We start from the raw sequence: 18,000 nt of genomic DNA on the forward strand, positions 1-18,000 counted from the left end.
TCGTCGAGGCGCTGCGCGCGTCCATGAGGGAGACGGAACGGCTGCGGCAGGAGAACGAGGAGCTGACCGCCGCCGCGCAGGAGCCGATCGCCATCGTGGGCATGGGCTGCCGGCTTCCCGGCGGTGTGCGCACGCCTGACGACTTCTGGCAGCTCGTCGCCTCCGGCGGGGACGCGGTCTCGGGCCTGCCGGAGGACCGGGGCTGGGACCTGGAGGCCCTGTACGACCCGGACCCGGACAGCCCGGGCACGGTGTACACGCGGCAGGGCGGGTTCCTCGACGGCATCGACCGGTTCGACGCGGAGTTCTTCGGGATCAGCCCGCGCGAAGCGGTCGCCATGGACCCGCAGCAGCGGCTCCTGCTGGAGACCGCGTGGGAGACCGTGGAGCGCGCCGGGATCGACCCGGGGAGCCTGCACGGAAGCCGTACCGGCGTCTACATGGGGACCGCGTTCCAGGACTACGCGACCCGGGTCCGGCCGGCCGAACTCGGCGAGTACGAGGGCTACTTCCTGACGGCGGGCGCGGCGAGCGTGCTCTCCGGCCGGATCGCGTACACGCTGGGCCTGGAGGGGCCGGCCGTCACGATCGACACCGCCTGCTCCGCGTCCCTGGTGGCGATCCACACCGCGTGCCAGGCGCTGCGCCGCGACGAGTGCACCCTCGCGCTCGCCGGCGGTGTCACCCTCATGACGACCCCGGCGCAGCTGCAGGGCTTCAGCCGGCAGCGCGGCCTGTCCCAGGACGGCCGGTGCCGGTCCTTCGCGGCGGCGGCCGACGGCACCGGACTGGCCGAGGGCGTCGGTGTCCTGCTGCTGGAGCGGTTGTCGGACGCCCGGCGCCACGGGCACCGGGTGCTGGCCGTGGTGCGCGGCAGCGCCATGAACCAGGACGGGGCGAGCAACGGCCTCGCCGCCCCGAACGGCCCCGCGCAGCAACGGGTGATCCAGCAGGCGCTGGCGAGCGCGGGGCTGTCCGCGGCCGACGTGGACGCCGTCGAGGCGCACGGCACCGCGACCACGCTGGGCGACCCGATCGAGGCGCAGGCCCTGCTGGCCACCTACGGCAGGGGGCGTACGACTCCGCTGTGGCTGGGCTCGGTGAAGTCGAACATCGGCCACACGCAGGCCGCGGCCGGGGTCGCCGGGGTCATCAAGATGGTGCTGGCGATGCGGCACGGCACACTGCCGCGGACCCTGCACGTCGACGCGCCGACCCCGCACGTGGACTGGTCCGCGGGGCGGGTCGAACTGCTGACGCGGGCCGTCGCGTGGCCGCGGGGCGACCGTCCGCGCCGCGCCGGGGTGTCGTCGTTCGGGATCAGCGGCACCAACGCCCATCTGGTCCTCGAGGAGCCGCCCGCCGACGACGCTCCCCCGCCCCTCGCCGTGGCGGACGCGCCGCCGCGCGCGGTGCCCTGGGTGCTCTCCGGCCGTACGCCCGAGGCGCTGCGGGAGCAGGCGGCGCGGCTGCTGGCCCGGCTCGGCGAGCGGGACCCGGCGGCGGACGACGTCGGCCGGTCGCTCGCCACGACCCGCTCGGCGGTCGACGTCGGCTGGTCGCTCGCCACCACCCGCTCGGCGTTCGCGCACCGGGCCGCGATCGTCGCGGACGACGGCGACGGCTTCACCCGCGCGCTGGCCGCCCTGGCCGAGGACCGCAGCGATCCGCGGGTGACCCTCGGCACCGCCTCCCGGGGCAGGCTGGGGTTCCTGTTCTCCGGGCAGGGCAGCCAGCGCGCGGGCATGGGACGCGAGCTGTACGCGGCGTCGCCGGTGTTCGCCGAGGCGTTCGACGAGGTGTGCGCCGCCCTGGACCCGCACCTGGACCGGCCGCTGCGCGAGGTGGTGTTCGCGGCCTCGGACGACGGCACGCTGGACCGGACCGCGTACACGCAGCCGGCCCTGTTCGCCGTGGAGGTGGCGCTCTTCCGGCTGCTGGCGCACTGGGGGGTGCGCCCGGACCGGCTGGCGGGCCACTCCGTCGGCGAGGTGAGCGCCGCCCATGCGGCCGGGGTGCTGTCGCTGGCGGACGCCGCGACGCTGGTGGCGGCGCGCGGCCGGCTGATGCAGGCCCTGCCCGGGGGCGGCGCCATGGTCGCCGTACAGGCGGGTGAGGAGGAGGTGCGGCCCCTCCTCGAGGATCACGCCGGCCTCGTGGATCTCGCCGCGGTGAACGGGCCGGAGTCGGTGGTCGTGGCCGGCGAGGCACGCACCGTGCGGGAGATCGCCGGCCGCTTCGCGGAGCGGGGCCGCAAGACCCGGGAGCTGACGGTCAGCCACGCCTTCCACTCGCCGCTGATCGAGCCCATGCTGGCGGAGTTCCGCGCGGTGGTCGGGACGCTGGCGTTCTCCGCCCCGTCGCTGCCGGTCGTCTCGACGCTGACCGGGCGGGAGGTGTCGGCCGAGGAGATCGGTACGCCGGAGTACTGGGTGCGGCACGCCCGGGGCACGGTGCGGTTCGCGGACGCCGTACGGGCCATGGAGGCCGCCGGTGTCCGTACGTTCCTGGAGCTGGGCCCCGGCGGTGTGCTCGCGGCGGCGGGCCAGGACAGCCTGACCGCCGACGACGCCGCGCTGAGCGCGACGCTGCGACCCGACCGGGCCGAGGAGCCGTCGCTCACCGGGGCGCTGGCCTGGCTGCACACGCGCGGCGTCCCCGTGGACTGGCGGGCGTTCTACGCCGGGAGGGGGGCACGCACGGTCGAACTGCCCGTCTACCCCTTCCGGTCCGAGCGTCACTGGCTGACTCCCCCCGCCTCCACCACGGCCGTGGGCACCGCCGGACTGACCGCGGCCGGCCATCCGCTGCTCGGCGCCGTGGTGTCCCTGGCCGACGACGACGCCCTGCTCTTCACCGGCCGGCTCTCGGCCGGCGTCCACGGCTGGATCGCCGACCACACGGTGTTCGGCCGTGCCCTGCTGCCCGGGACCGGGCTCCTGGAACTGGCGCTGCACGCGGGCGAACGGGCCGGCCTCGACCACCTGGAGGAGCTGACCTTCCACACTCCGCTGGAGCTGCCCGCGCGGGGCGCGGTGGCGGTCCAGGTGCGCGTGGGCGCGGCGGACGACTCCGGGCGGCGCCCGCTGACCGTGTACGCGCGCCCGGACGGCCGGGACGACGACGAGCCGTGGACGACGCACGCCACGGGTGTCCTCGCGCGGGACCACGCGCCGGCCGAGCCCGACGGCCTCGCGGTGTGGCCGCCCGCCGGGGCGGAGCGGATCGACACCGACGGCCTGTACGCGGTGATGGCGGAGACCGGCCTGGACTACGGGCCGGTGTTCCAGGGACTGCGGGCGGCCTGGCGCCGCGGGGACGAACTGTTCGTGGAGGCGGGGCTGCCGGACGGGGCGGACACCTCGGGCTTCGGGCTCCACCCGGCGCTGCTGGACTCCGCGCTGCACGGGGTCGCGCTGGGCGTCGTGGGTCCCGCGTGGGACCGGGCCCGGCTCCCGTTCTCCTGGCGGGGGGTGCGGCGGCACGCCGTGGGCGCCCCGTCGCTGCGGGTGCGGCTCGCCCCGGCGGGCACGGACGCGGTGTCCGTGCTGGCCGCCGACGGCACCGGCCGGCCCGTGCTGGCGGCCGAGGCGCTCGCGCTGCGCGCCGCCGCACCCGGCCCCGCCGACGCGGCCGGTGCCGCCGCGCGCGACCACCTGTTCCGGCTGCGGTGGGAGACGGTGGACCCGCCCCGGGACGGGGACGCGCCGGCGCACTGGGCGGTCGTGGGGGCGGACCTCCCGGACGTCGCGCCGGCCCTCACCGGCGGGACGGTGCCGGTGTCGCGGTACCCGGACCTGGAGGCGCTGTCCCGGGCGGTGGAGGCGGGTGACCCCGTCCCGGACGCGGTCCTGGTGCCGCTGGCCTCGCCGGACGCGGGCGGTTCCGCCGCCGGCCGTGCCGACGCCGTGCGGGCGGCGGCACGCCGGGCGCTCGGTCTCGTCCGCGCCTGGCTGGCGCGGGACGAACCGGCGGGCTCCCGGCTCGTCGTGCTGACCCGCCGGGCCGTCGCCGCCGGACAGGAGGACGTCGCCGACCTGCCGTACAGCGCGGTGTGGGGTCTGCTGCGCACCGCCCAGTCGGAGCACCCGGGCCGGTTCACCCTGGTCGACCTCGACGGGGACCCGGCGTCGTGTCCGGCGCTGTCCGCCGCCGTCCGCTCCGGGCATCCGCAACTGGCGGTGCGGCGCGGTGAGCTGCTGGTGCCGCTGCTGGTCCGCGACCGTGCCGGCGAGGCGCTCGCCGTGCCGGCGGAACCGGCCTGGCGGCTGGGGTCCGAGCGGCGCGGCACGCTGGAGGGGCTGGTCCTGGAGCCGTACCCGCAGGCCGCCGGGCCGCTGTCCGAGGGGCAGGTACGGCTGGGCGTGCGGGCCGCGGGACTGAACTTCCGCGACGCGCTCAACGCCCTCGGCATGTACCCCGGCGAGGCCGGTCCGCTCGGCGTCGAGGGTGCGGGCGTGGTCCTCGACGTGGGCCCCGGTGTCGACGGACTGGCGCCCGGGGACCGGGTGACGGGCATGGTGTTCGGCGGGATCGGCCCCGTCGCCGTCACCGACCACCGCATGGTGGCGAGGATCCCGGACGGCTGGTCCTTCGCCGAGGCCGCGTCCGTACCGGCGGTCTTCCTCACCGCGTACTACGCGCTGGTGGACCTCGCGGACCTGCGGCCCGGCGAGTCGGTGCTGGTGCACGCGGGCGCCGGCGGCGTCGGCATGGCCGCCGTGCAGCTGGCCCGGCACCTCGGCGCCGAGGTGTACGCGACGGCGAGCCCCGCGAAGTGGGACGCCCTGCGCGCGCTGGGGCTGGACGACCGCCACATCGCCTCCTCCCGGTCGCTGGAGTTCGCGGAGAAGTTCCGCGACGCGGGGCGGGGGCGCGGTGTGGACGTCGTCCTGAACTCGCTCGCCGGGGAGTTCGTGGACGCCTCCCTGGGACTGCTGGCCCCCGGCGGCCGGTTCCTGGAGATGGGCAAGACCGACGTCCGGGACGGCGCCGCGGTCGCCGAGGCGCACGACGGGGTCCGCTACCGGGCGTTCGACCTGGTCGAGGCCGGCCCGGACCGGATCCGGGAGATGCTGGCCGTGTTGCTCGCCCTGTTCGGGCGAGGGGTGCTGCGGCTGTCGCCGGTGACCTCGTGGGACGTGCGCCACGCCGTGGAGGCGCTGCGCTTCCTCAGCCAGGCGCGGCACGTCGGCAAGGTGGTGCTCACCGTGCCGGCCCCGCTCGACCCGGACGGCACCGTGCTGGTCACGGGCGGCACCGGCGCGCTGGGCTCGGCGGTCGCCCGGCGCCTGGTGGAACGGCACGGAGTACGGCACCTGCTGCTGGTCAGCCGCCGCGGGTCCGCGGCACCCGGCGCGGCGGAGCTGGTGGCCGAACTGGGCGCGCTGGGCGCCACCGTGACCGTGTCGGACGGCGACGTCTCCGACCGGAGGGCGCTGGAGCGGCTGCTCGCCGCCGTACCCGCCGACCGTCCGCTGACCGCCGTCGTGCACACCGCGGGCGTCCTGGACGACGGCGTGCTGACCTCGCTCACCCCGGAGCGGCTGGACACCGTAGTGCGGCCCAAGGCGGACGCGGCGCTGCTGCTGGACGAACTCACCCGGTCCATGGACCTGTCCGCGTTCGTGCTCTTCTCCTCCACGGCCGGCCTGCTCGGCGGGGCCGGCCAGGCGAACTACGCGGCGGCCAACGCCCTGCTGGACGCCCTGGCGCACCACCGCAGGGCGTCCGGGCGGCCCGCGGTGTCGCTGGCCTGGGGGCCGTGGGGGCACTCCGACAGCATGCTCGGCGGCCTCGCCGAGGTGGACCTGGTCCGGCTGGGCCGCACCGGCCTGGTCCCGCTCACCGACGAGGAGGGGCTGGCCCTCTTCGACGCCGCCCTCGGCACCGCGGCACCCGCCCTGGTGCCGGCCAGGGCGGACACGGCGGTACTGCGCCGCGGCCGGGCCGAGGACGTGCCGTACCTGCTGCGCGCCCTGGCCGGGAAGCCGAAGCCGCGGGCCGGCCGCGGCACGGGCGGGCCGGCCGGGGCCGCGCCGCTGCGCGACCGGCTGGGCGCGCTGCCGCCCGCGGAGGCCGAGCGGGCCCTGCTGGACCTGGTGCGCGAGCACGCGGCGACGGTCCTCGGGCACGCCGACGGCGCGCCGGTCGCCGCCGACCGCACCTTCAAGGAACTCGGCTTCGACTCGCTCACCGGGGTGGAGCTGCGCAACCGCCTGGGCCAGGCCGCCGGGACGCAGCTGTCCTCCACGGTCGTCTTCGACTACCCGACCCCCGTCGAACTCGCCCGCCACCTGCGGGAGCAGGTGCTGGGCTCCCTACCCGCCGCCGCCCCGGCCGCCGCCGCGCCGCGCGGGCCGGTGGACGACGACCCGATCGCGATCGTCTCGATGAGCTGCCGCTACCCCGGGGGCGTCACCACGCCGGAGGACCTGTGGCGGCTGGTGTCCGAGGAGGCCGACACGGTCCGTCCGTTCCCGTCCGACCGCGGATGGGACACGGAGAGCCTGTACGACCCGGACGGCTCCCGGCCCGGCACCACCTATGTGCGGGTGGGCGGCTTCCTGGACGACGCCGCGCGGTTCGACGCCGCCCTGTTCGGGATCAGCCCCCGCGAGGCGCTGGCCATGGACCCCCAGCAGCGGCTGCTCCTGGAGACCTCGTGGGAGGCGCTGGAGCGGGCGGGCATCGATCCGACGTCCCTCAAGGGCGACCAGGTCGGCGTCTTCGTCGGGGCCGCGGCCCAGGGCTACCCCTCGGACCCCCGGCAGGCCCCCGACGAACTCGGCGGCTATCTGCTGACCGGCAGCACGGCGAGCGTGATGTCCGGCCGGATCGCCTACGCCTTCGGGGTGGAGGGCCCGGCGGTGACGATCGACACCGCCTGCTCCTCGTCGCTGGTGGCCCTGCACATGGCCGTGCAGTCCCTGCGGCGCGGCGAGTGCTCCCTCGCCCTGGCCGGCGCCGCCGCCGTCATGGCCACACCCGACATCTTCCTGGAGTTCAGCCGCCAGCGGGGGCTGTCCGCCGACGGCCGGTGCAAGGCCTTCGCCGCGGCGGCGGACGGCACCGGCTGGGGCGAGGGGGTCGGCACCCTGCTGCTGGAGCGGCTGTCCGACGCCCGCCGCAACGGCCACCCGGTCCTCGCCCTGGTCCGCGGTACGGCGGTCAACTCCGACGGCGCGAGCAACGGGCTGACCGCGCCGAACGGCCCCTCGCAGCAGCGGGTGATCCGGCAGGCGCTGGCCGACGCCGGGCTGTCCCCGGCGGACGTCGACGCCGTGGAGGCACACGGCACGGGCACCCGGCTCGGCGACCCGATCGAGGCCCAGGCCCTCGCGGCCGTGTACGGCAGGGAGCGGGAGGCCGGCCGGCCGCTGTGGCTGGGCTCGGTGAAGTCCAACATCGGGCACACGCAGGCCGCCGCGGGCATGGCCGGACTGATCAAGATGGTGGCGGCGATGGAGCACGGAGTGCTCCCCCGCACCCTGCACGTCGACCGGCCGACGCCCGAGGTGGACTGGCCGTCGAGCGGTCTCGCGCTGCTGACCGAGGCCCGGCCGTGGCCGGACGGCGGACGGGCCCGGCGGGCCGCGGTCTCCTCGTTCGGCATCAGCGGCACCAACGCCCACGTCATCGTCGAACAGCCTAAGGAGACGCGGGACGCAGGGGACGCGGGAGAGGCGGCGCCGGACGGCGGCCAGGGCGCGGCCGTCGTGCCGTGGGTGCTGTCCGCGAAGACCGGCGAGGCCCTGCGCGCGCAGGCCCGGCGGCTGCTGGGCCACCTCGCCGACCGCCCCGGGGCCGACCCGGCCGCGATCGGCCACGCCCTGGCCACGACCCGCGCCACCCTCGACCACCGGGCCGTCGTCCTCGGCACCGGGCCCGGGGAGCTGCGGGACGCGCTGGGCGCGCTGGCCGAGGGCCGGGAGACCGACGCCGTCGTCCGGGGCACGGCCCGCGCCCGGGAGCGGACGGTCTTCGTGTTCTCCGGTCAGGGCTCGCAGTGGGCGGGCATGGGCGCCGGACTGTACGCCGCCGACGAGGAGTTCGCGCGCCGGATACGGGAGTGCGAGGCGGCGCTGGCCCCCTACGTCGACTGGTCGCTGACGGATGTGCTGCTCGGCGCCGGGGACGCGCCGCCGCTGGACCGGGTGGACGTCGTCCAGCCGGCGCTGTTCGCGGTCATGGTGTCGCTGGCCCGGCTGTGGCAGTCCCACGGTGTGCGGCCGGACGCCGTGATGGGGCACAGCCAGGGGGAGATCGCCGCGGCCTGTGTGGCGGGCGCGCTGACCCTGGAGGACGCCGCGCGGGCGGTGGCCCTGCGCAGCAGGGCGCTGGCCGCGCTGTCCGGCAAGGGCGGCATGGTGTCCGTGGCCCTCGGCGAGGCCGAGGTGTCCGCGCGGACGGCGCCCTGGGAGGGGCGGATCTCCGTGGCGTCGGTGAACGGCGCCTCCTCCACGGTCGTCTCCGGTGACCCGGACGCGCTGGAGGAGTTCGTGGCCGGGTGCGCGGCCGACGGGGTGCGCACCCGCGTCCTCCCCGTCGACTACGCCTCGCACTCGCCGCACGTGGAGCAGGTGCGGGACGAACTGCTCCGGGAGCTGGCGCCTCTTGCGCCCCGGCCCGCGGAGATCCCCTTCTATTCCACGGTCACCGGCACCCGGCTGGACACCACCGGGCTGGACGCCGCGTACTGGTACCGCAACCTGCGCGAGACCGTGCTCCTGGAGCCGGTGACCCGGCTGCTCCTGACGGAGGGCTACGACGTCTTCGTCGAGGCCAGTCCCCATCCGGTGCTGGTCCCGGCGATCCAGGAGACCATGGACGCCGCCGGGGTGGCCGACGGCGCGACGGTGGGTTCGCTGCGCCGCGAGGACGGCGGCCCGCGGCGGTTCCTCGCCTCGCTCGCCGAGCTGCACACCCGGGGCGGGCACGTGGACTGGGCGCGGGCCTTCCCCCGGAACGGCGCGCGGGCGGCGGCGCTGCCGACGTATCCGTTCGGCGGGGACCGGTACTGGCTGGAGCGCCGCGGCGGGGCGGGCGACCTGGCGGCGGCCGGTCTCGGGACGGCCCACCATCCGCTGCTGGGCGCCGTGGTCACGCTGCCCGGCTCCGCCGACACCGTGCTGGCGGGACGCCTGTCGACCGGGGCCCAGCCCTGGCTCGCCGACCACGCGGTGCTGGGCACCGTGCTGTTCCCGGGCACGGGCCTGCTCGAACTGGCCCTGCGGGCCTGCGAGGAGAGCGGACACGACCTGGTCGAGGACCTCACCCTGGTGGAGCCGCTGGTCCTCGACGGGGACACGGGCGTGCAGCTGCGGGTGACGGTGACCGGTCCGGACGGCACCGGCCGGGGAGGCGTCGAGGTGCACTCCCGCGCCGAGGGCGCGCCCGCGGACACACCGTGGCTGCGGCACGCCGTCGGCGTGCTCGGCACCGGCGGCACCGAGCCGTGGGAACCCCTGCCGCAGTGGCCGCCGGCGGGCGCCGAACCCGTGGCCCTGGACACCGGCTACGCCCTGCTGGCCGCCGCCGGACTGGAGTACGGACCCGCCTTCCAGGGGCTGCGCGCGGTGTGGCGCGACGGTGCGGACGTCCATGCCGAGGTACGGCTGCCCGACGCCACGGAGGCCGGACGGTACGGGGTGCATCCCGCACTGTCCGACGCCGCCCTGCACGCGATCGTCCTGGGCGGGCTGCTGGCCGACCCCGCCGACCCCCGGCTGCCCTACGCCTGGAAGGGCGTCCGGCTGCACCGGGCGGGAGCGGACACCCTGCGCGTGCGGCTGTCGCCCGCCGGCCCCGACACGGTCCGCCTGACAGCCGCCGACCCGGACGGACGCCCGGTGCTCTCGGTGGAGTCCCTGCTGCTGCGCCCGCTGTCCCCCGAGCGGCTCCGGAACGCCCGCTCGGCCCGGCACCGTTCCCTGTTCCAGGTCATCGGCGAACAGCTGACCCTGCCCGCGCCCGCCGGGCCGTCCACGGCCGCCTGGGCGGTCCTGGGCGAGCCCGGACCGGCCCTGACGGCCGCCCTCGGCCGTCACCTGCCCGTCCACGCCGGCCTGGACGACCTGACCGCCGCGGTCGCCGAGGGCGCGCCGGTGCCCGAGGTCGTGCTGGTACCCCCGGCGGCGGCCGGACGGCACGGCGACACCGCCGCCGCCGCGCACGCGCAGACGCGGGCGGCGCTCGCCCGGGTGCAGGACTGGCTCGCGGACGACCGGTTCGAGGGGGCGCGGCTGGTCTTCGTCACCCGGCACGCGATGACGTTCGGCGACGAACGGCCGGATCTGCGCCAGGCGCCCGTGTGGGGGCTGGTGCGGGCGGCGCAGTCGGAGCACCCGGGCCGGTTCGTCCTGGTGGACACGGACGACACGGCGGCCTCCCACCAGGTGCTGGCGGCCGCGGTGGAGTCCGGTGAACCCCAGGTGGTCGTCCGGGACGGCGTCGCATCGGCGGTACGCCTGGCCCGGGTCCCCACGACCGCCGAGCAGCCCGCCGGAACGGAGCAGCCCACCGGAACCGGACCCTCCGACACCGGGCAGCCCACCGGTACCGGTGTGCCCGTCGGCACCGGACGGCCCGCCGAAACCGAGCAGCCCGCCGGTGGCGGCCTGGCCGTCGGTGCCGCAACACCCACCGGCACCCAGCAGCCCACCGGCACGGGACCCTCCGACACCGGGCAGCCCGCCCGCACCGGGCAGCCCGCCGGCACCGGTGTGCCCGTCGGCACCGAACTGCCCGCCGAAACCGAGCAGCCCGCCGGTGCCGCGATGCCCACCGGCACCGGACCCTCCGACCCCGGGCAGCCCGCCGAAACCGGGCAGCCCACCGGTACCGCGATACCCACCGGCACCGGACCCTCCGACCCCGGGCAGCCCGCCGAAACCGGGCAGCCCACCGGTACCGGTCTGCCCGCCGGTGGTGGCCTGGCCGTCGGTGGCGGGCCGGTGGAGGCGTCGTTCGCGCCCGGCGGCACCGTGCTGGTCACCGGCGGCACCAGCGGTCTGGGCGCGCTGGTCGCCCGCCACCTGGTGGCCGGGCACGGCGTCACCCGGCTGCTGCTCACCAGCCGCAGCGGCCCGCGGGCCGAGGGGGCGGCCGAACTCCGGGCCGAACTGGAGGCGTTGGGCGCCCACGTGACGGTGGCGGCCTGCGACGTCGCCGACCGGGCGGCGCTGGCCGCGGTCCTCGGCGCCGTACCCGCGGAGCACCCGCTCACGGCGGTGGTGCACGCCGCCGGGGTGCTGGACGACGGCGTGGTCACCTCGCTCACCCCCGAGCGGATCGACCGGGTGCTGCGCCCGAAGGTGGACGGCGCGCTGCACCTGCACGAACTCACCCGGGACGCGGGCCTGTCGGCCTTCGTGCTGTTCTCCTCGGCCGCGGGGGTGCTGGGCACGCCCGGCCAGGGCGGCTACGCGGCGGCGAACGCCTTCCTCGACGCGCTCGCGCACGAGCGGCGCGCCGCGGGCCTGCCGGCCACCTCGCTGGCGTGGGGCATGTGGGAGCGGCGCAGTGGTCTCACCCGGGCGCTGTCCGACGCCGATCTGCGGCGCATGGCCCGCTCCGGGGTGGGCCGGCTACCCACCGACGAGGGCCTGGCCCTGTTCGACACCGCGCTGCGCGCCCGGAGCGCCGCACTGGTGCCGCTGCGACTCGACCTGGCGTCCCTGGCGGCGGGCCGGCCGGAGCTGGTGCCGGTGCCGCTGCGCTCGCTGGTGCGGGCGGGGCGGCGCCGGCCGGGCCGGGACGCGGGCGACGGGTCCGGCGGGACGTTCCTGGCGGAGGCGGCCGCGCTCCCGGCCGGCGAGCGGTACCCGGCGGTGCTGCGCCTGGTGCGCCAGGAGGCGGCGACCGTGCTGGGGCTCGCCTCCCCGGAGGAGGTCGCCGACACCCGCGGCTTCCTGGAGATGGGCTTCGACTCCCTGACCGCGGTGGAGCTGCGAACCCGGCTGCGGGCCGCGACCGGCCTGCCGCTGCCCGCGACGCTCGTCTTCGACCGGCCGACCCCCGCCGACACGGCCCGCTTCCTGTGCGACCGGCTGTTCCCGGAGAGCCGCGAACCCACCGAGTCCGAGGCGCGGGAGCGAAAGCTCCGGGAGGTCCTCGCCTCGGTCCCGCTGGCGCGCTTCCAGCGGGCCGGTCTCCTGGCGGACCTGCTGCGGCTCGCCGACGGGGACACCGCCACGGACCCCGGCCCCGCGGCCGGGGACGCCGGGGGCGAGGGGTCCGGCATCGACGCCATGGACGTCGACGACCTCGTGCGCACCGCGTTCGGCGGCGACACGTTCTGATCTCGGATTCGGTTGGTTACGGAGGATTCATGGCCACATCGCCGGAAGCGGTGGTCGAGGCGCTGCGCACCGCGCTGAAGGAGAACGAGCGGCTGCGCACCGCGGTGCGGGCGTCGGCCGAGCCGATCGCCGTCGTGGGAATGGGCTGCCGCTACCCGGCCGGGGTGCGCTCTCCGGAGGAGCTGTGGGAGCTGGTCCTGGAGGGCCGCGACGCGGTGTCCGGGTTCCCCGCCGACCGCGGCTGGGACCTGGCCTCCCTGTTCTCGTCCGACCCCGACCAGCCGGGGACGTCGTACGTCCGCGAGGGCGGGTTCCTGTACGACGCCGCCGAGTTCGACGCCGGGTTCTTCGGGATCTCCCCGCGTGAGGCGCTCGCCATGGACCCGCAGCAGAGGCTGCTGCTGGAGACCGCGTGGGAGGCCGCCGAGCGGGCCGGGATCGACCCGCACTCCCTGCGGGGCAGCAGCGCGGGCGTCTTCGCCGGGATCATGTACCACGACTACGGCTCCCGGCCCGGTCTGGACGCCGACGACGTGGAGGGGTACCTCGGCACCGGCAGCGCGGGCAGCGTGGCCTCGGGGCGGATCGCGTACGCGCTGGGTCTCCAGGGCCCGGCGATCAGCGTGGACACGGCGTGCTCCTCGTCCCTGGTGGCGCTCCACCTGGCCATGCAGGCGCTGCGCCGGGGCGACTGCTCGCTGGCCTTCGCGGGCGGGGCGACGGTGATGTCGACGCCCGGCACCTTCGTGGAGTTCAGCCGGCAGCGCGGGCTGGCCCGGGACGGCCGGTGCAAGTCGTTCGCCGACGCGGCCGACGGCGCCGGGTGGAGCGAGGGCGTCGGCGTGCTGCTGCTGGAGCGGCTGTCCGACGCCCGGCGCAACGGCCGCCCGGTGCTGGCGGTGCTGCGCGGCAGCGCGGTGAACCAGGACGGGGCGAGCAGCGGTCTGACGGCGCCCAGCGGGCCGGCGCAGGAGCGGGTGATCCGGCAGGCGCTGCAGGACGCGGGCCTGTCCCCGGCCGAGGTCGACGTGGTCGAGGGGCACGGCACGGGCACCCCCCTGGGCGATCCGATCGAGGCGCAGGCGATCCTCGCGACGTACGGCCAGGACCGCCCGGCGGGGCGTCCGCTGTGGCTGGGCTCGGTGAAGTCGAACCTCGGTCACACCCAGGCCGCGTCCGGTGTCGCCGGTGTCATCAAGATGGTGCAGGCGCTGCGGCACCGGACGCTCCCGCGGACCCTGCACGCCGAGCGGGCCAGCACGAAGGTGGACTGGTCGGCCGGTGCCGTGGAGCTGCTGACCGACGCCCGGCCGTGGACGGACGAGGGCCGGCCCCGGCGCGCCGCCGTGTCCTCCTTCGGCATCAGCGGCACCAACGCGCACGTGGTGCTGGAGGAGGCCCCCGCAGCCGACCCGCGCGGCACCGGCGACACCGGCCGTGCGGACACCGGCGACGCCCCTGCGGCTTCCGGCTTCCTGCCGTACCTCCTGTCGGGCCGCGGCGCGGAGGCGTTGCGGGCCCAGGCGCTGCGGCTGCACGCGCGTCTGACGGACGGTCCCTCCCCGCGGCTGCCCGACGTGGCGTACTCGCTGGCGACGACCCGCTCGACGTTCGAGCACCGCGCGGTGGTCGTGGCGGCGGACGCGGCCGAGCTGGCCGAGGGACTGCTGCGGGTCGGCCGCGGCGAGCGGCCCGCGGCGGGTGCCCGGGGCGAGGCGGCCGAGGCCGCGCTGGCCGTGCTGTTCACCGGCCAGGGCGCGCAGTGGGCGGGCATGGGGCGGGAGCTGTACGACCGGTACCCCGCGTTCGCGCGGGCCTTCGACGCGGTGTGCGCCGCGCTCGACCCGCACCTCGAACGGCCCCTGCGGGACGTCGTCTTCGCGCGGCCGGGCACCGAGGGGCTGGTGGACGGCACCGGCTGGGCGCAGCCCGCGCTGTTCGCGGTGGAGGTCGCCCTGTTCCGGCTGGTGGAGTCCTGGGGCGTGCGCCCGCAGTACGTGTCCGGGCACTCCGTCGGGGAGCTGGCGGCGGCACACGTGGCCGGGGTGCTCTCCCTGCCGGACGCGGCCGCCGTGGTGGCGGCCCGCGGACGCCTGATGCAACACCTCCCGCCGGGCGGCGCGATGTTCGCGATCGAGGCGACCGAGGAGGAGGTCGCGCCCCTGCTGACGGACACGGCGGACGGCGCCGACGGCGCCGGGCTGGCGGCGGTGAACGGGCCGTCCTCGCTGGTGGTCGCGGGCGCGGAGGAGGCCGCGGCGGCGGTGGCCGCCCACTTCTCGGCGCTGGGGCGGCGCACCAGCCGGCTCCGGGTGAGCCACGCGTTCCACTCGCCCCTCATGGACGCGATGCTGGAGGAGTTCGCCGCCGTACTGCGCGGTGTCCGCCTCGACGCGCCGCGGATCCCCGTCGTCTCGGCGCTCACCGGCGGGCTGGTGAGCGCCGAGGAGGTGTGCGCGCCGGAGTACTGGGTGCGGCACGCCCGGGAGACCGTGCGCTTCCACGACGCGGTACGGGCCCTGGAGGAGCACGGGGTCGGCGTGTTCCTGGAACTCGGCCCCGACGCGGTGCTCACGGCGATGGGCGAGAGCTGCGCGGCCTCGCCCGGCACCGTGTTCGCCGCCGTCGCCCGCCGGGACCAGCCCGCGCCCCGGACCCTGCTGACGGCCCTCGCCGAGGCGCATGTCCGGGGCGTCCCGGTGGACTGGCCGGCCGTCCTCGCGGACACCGGCGCCCGCACGGTCGAGCTGCCGACGTACGCCTTCCAGCGCGAGCGGTACTGGCTGCAGCCGGCACCGGACCGGGCGGCCGACCGCTCCGCCGCCCGGATCGACGAGCACCGCTACCGCGTGGACTGGGTCCGGTTGCCCGCTCCGGGTACCGGCGGGGTACGGCTGCCCGATTCCGGTGCCGACGGCAGGCGGCTGCCCGGTCCCGGTGCCGACGGCGGGCGGCCGTCCGGTCCCGGTGTCACGGCCGACGGGTCCGGCGGCTGGCTGGTCGTCTCCTGTGCCGGCGTGGACGGCCCGGTGGAGGAACTCCTGGCGGCCTGCGGCCGGGCGGGCCGCCGGGCACGTCATCTCCGCGTCGGTGCCGCGGAGGCCGCCGACCGGGAGGAGCTGGCCCGTCGGCTGCGCGAGACGGCCGGGGCGGAGCCGCCGGCCCGGGTGGTGTCGTTCCTCTCCCTGGACGAGCGGCCGGTGGAGGACGGCTCGGCGCTGCCGCGCGGGCTCGCCATGACCACGGCCCTGATCCAGGCGCTGGGCGACGCGGACGTGGACGCCCCCGTGTGGGCCCTGACCCGGGGCGCCGTGTCCACCGGCCCCGACGACCCGGTACGGCACCCCCTCCAGGCGGCCGTCTGGGGCCTCGGCCGGGTCGCGGCGCTGGAGCAGCCGCAGCGCTGGGGCGGCCTGGCCGACCTGCCGGACGGCCCGGACGAGGAGGCGCTGGCGCGGCTCCTCGCGGTGCTCGCCGACCCGGGCGGCGAGGACCAGCTGGCCCTGCGGGACGACGGGGTGCACGGCTGCCGGCTGGTCCGCTCGCCGCTGCACGAGACGCCGGTGCGGCGCACCTGGAAACCGTCGGGCAGCGCGCTGGTGACCGGCGGGACGGGAGCGCTCGGCGCACAGGTCGCGCGCTGGCTCGCCGCCCAGGGCGCCCCCCGTCTCGTCCTGCTCAGCCGGCGCGGCGCCGACGCGCCGGGGGCGGCCGAGCTGACGGCGGAACTGCGGGACCTGGGCGCCGAGGTGACGATCGCCGCCTGCGACCTCACCGACCGGGAGGAGCTGGAGCGCGTCGTCGCGTCGCTGCCCGCGGAGCACCCGGTCGACACGGTGGTGCACGCCGCGGGCGTGATCGGCGCCGAGACACCGCTCACCGCGTGCACACCCGCCGGGATCGCCGAGGTGCTCGCCGGCAAGCTGGCCGGCGCCCGCGCCCTGGACGCCGTCTTCGACGGCGGCCCCGGCAGGTCGCCGCAGGCGTTCGTGCTGTTCTCCTCCGGCGCGGGCCTGTGGGGCAACACCGGACAGGCGGCGTACGCGGCGGGCAACGCGTTCCTCGACGCGCTGGCCGGCGCGCGCCGCGGCCGGGGCCTCCCGGCGACCTCGGTGGCCTGGGGCGCGTGGGGCGGCGCGGGCATGGCGGCCGCCGAGGGCGCCGAGGACCTGCTGAGCAGGCGCGGGGTGCCGCTGATGGCCCCGGAGACGGCGCTCGCGGGACTGCGGGCGGCACTGGACCGCGACGAGACCACCACCGCGTTCGCCGCGGTCGACTGGGCCCGGTTCGCCCCCGCCTACACCCTCGCCCGGCCCCGTGCCCTGCTGAACGACCTGCCCGACGCCCAGCGGGCCCTGCGGGGCGCCACGGACCCCGGGCACACCGACGGCCTGCGGCAGCGCCTCGCCGGGCTGGACCCCGAGGGCCGGCAGGAGGTGCTGCTGGAACTGGTGCGCAGCCACGCGGCCGACACGCTGGGGCACGTCTCCGCCGACCGCGTCCGGGCCACGACGGGCTTCAAGGAGGCCGGCTTCGACTCGATGGCCTCCGTGGCGCTGCGCAACCGGCTGATGGAGGCCACCGGTCTCACGCTGCCCACCACGGTGGTCTTCGACCACGCCAACCCGGTGGCGCTGGCCCGGTTCCTGTGCGCCTGCCTGGTGCCGGACGACACGCGGCAGACGGACCCGCTCGGCCATCTGGAGCGGCTGGAGGACCTCGTGGAGGCGCTGGAGCCCGACGCCCGCGGCCCCGTCGTCGCCCGGCTGCGGACGCTGCTGTGGAAGTGGGAGCGGCCGCAGGACACCGCCGGCGCCGACGCCGACGTGCTGACGGCGGCGACCGACGAGGAGATGTTCGACATCGTCAACAAGGAGCTGGGGATCTCGTGACCGCCGCCGAGGACAAACTTCGCCAGTACCTGAAGCTCGTCACCACCGAACTGCGGCAGACCCGGGACCGGCTGCGCGACGCGGAGGAACGGCCGTACGAGCCGATCGCGATCGTCGGCATGGGCTGCCGGTTCCCCGGGGGCGTCGACTCCCCGGAGGCCCTGTGGCGGCTGGTCGCCGAGGGCACCGACGCGGTCTCGGACCTGCCGGCGGACCGCCACTGGGACCTCGACGCCCTCTACGCCCCGGAGCCCGGCCGCCCGGGGACGAGCCATGTGCGCGCGGGCGCCTTCCTCGACGACGCGGCGGGTTTCGACGCCGAGTTCTTCGGGATCAGTCCCCGTGAGGCGCTGGCGATGGACCCCCAGCAGCGGCTGTGGCTGGAGATCGTCTGGGAGGCCCTGGAGCGCGCCGGCATCGACCCGCTGTCGCTGCGGGACAGCCCGTCGGGTGTCTTCGTGGGACTGACGCACCAGGGGTACGCGTTCGCGTCCCGCGTGAACGAGCCGGACGAGGTGGCCGGTTACCGGCTGACCGGCAGTACGGCGGCGGTGGCCGCGGGACGCACGTCGTACCTGCTGGGGCTGACCGGCCCCGCGGTGACGGTGGACACCGCCTGCTCCTCCTCCCTCGTCGCCGTGCACCAGGCCGCCCACGCCCTGCGCTCGGGCGAGTGCTCCCTCGCCCTGGCCGGCGGTGTCACCGTGATGGCCACCCCCAACGCCTTCGTGGAGTTCGCCCGGCAGGACGGGCTCGCGGCGGACGGACGCTGCAAACCCTTCGCCGCCGCCGCCGACGGCACCGGC

Annotated in this window: 3 protein-coding genes; all 3 read left to right on the forward strand. The window is 77.1% G+C overall.

Features of this window, described 5'->3' with window-relative positions; all coding sequences use genetic code 11:
* The first annotated feature begins 11 nt into the window (after window positions 1–11).
* Complete coding sequence (locus IEZ20_RS40180) at window positions 12–12,302, forward strand: SDR family NAD(P)-dependent oxidoreductase (RefSeq protein WP_444545268.1); 12,291 nt, start codon at window positions 12–14, stop codon at window positions 12,300–12,302.
* 140 nt (window positions 12,303–12,442) lie between these two features.
* Complete coding sequence (locus IEZ20_RS36220; RefSeq protein WP_506004967.1) at window positions 12,443–17,194, forward strand: type I polyketide synthase; 4,752 nt, start codon at window positions 12,443–12,445, stop codon at window positions 17,192–17,194.
* On the forward strand, window positions 17,191–18,000 hold an 810-nt coding region (locus IEZ20_RS40920; RefSeq protein ID WP_189306750.1), incomplete at its 3' end, for a beta-ketoacyl synthase N-terminal-like domain-containing protein. The genes IEZ20_RS36220 and IEZ20_RS40920, both read left to right, overlap by 4 nt.

Source organism: Streptomyces cinerochromogenes (assembly GCF_014648635.1).
Taxonomy (GTDB): domain Bacteria; phylum Actinomycetota; class Actinomycetes; order Streptomycetales; family Streptomycetaceae; genus Streptomyces; species Streptomyces cinerochromogenes.

Excerpts from the sequence above, each read along its gene's own strand:
- IEZ20_RS36220 (WP_506004967.1), top strand. The coding sequence starts at position 12,443 with ATGGGCTGCCGCTACCCGGCCGGGGTGCGCTCTCCGGAGGAGCTGTGG.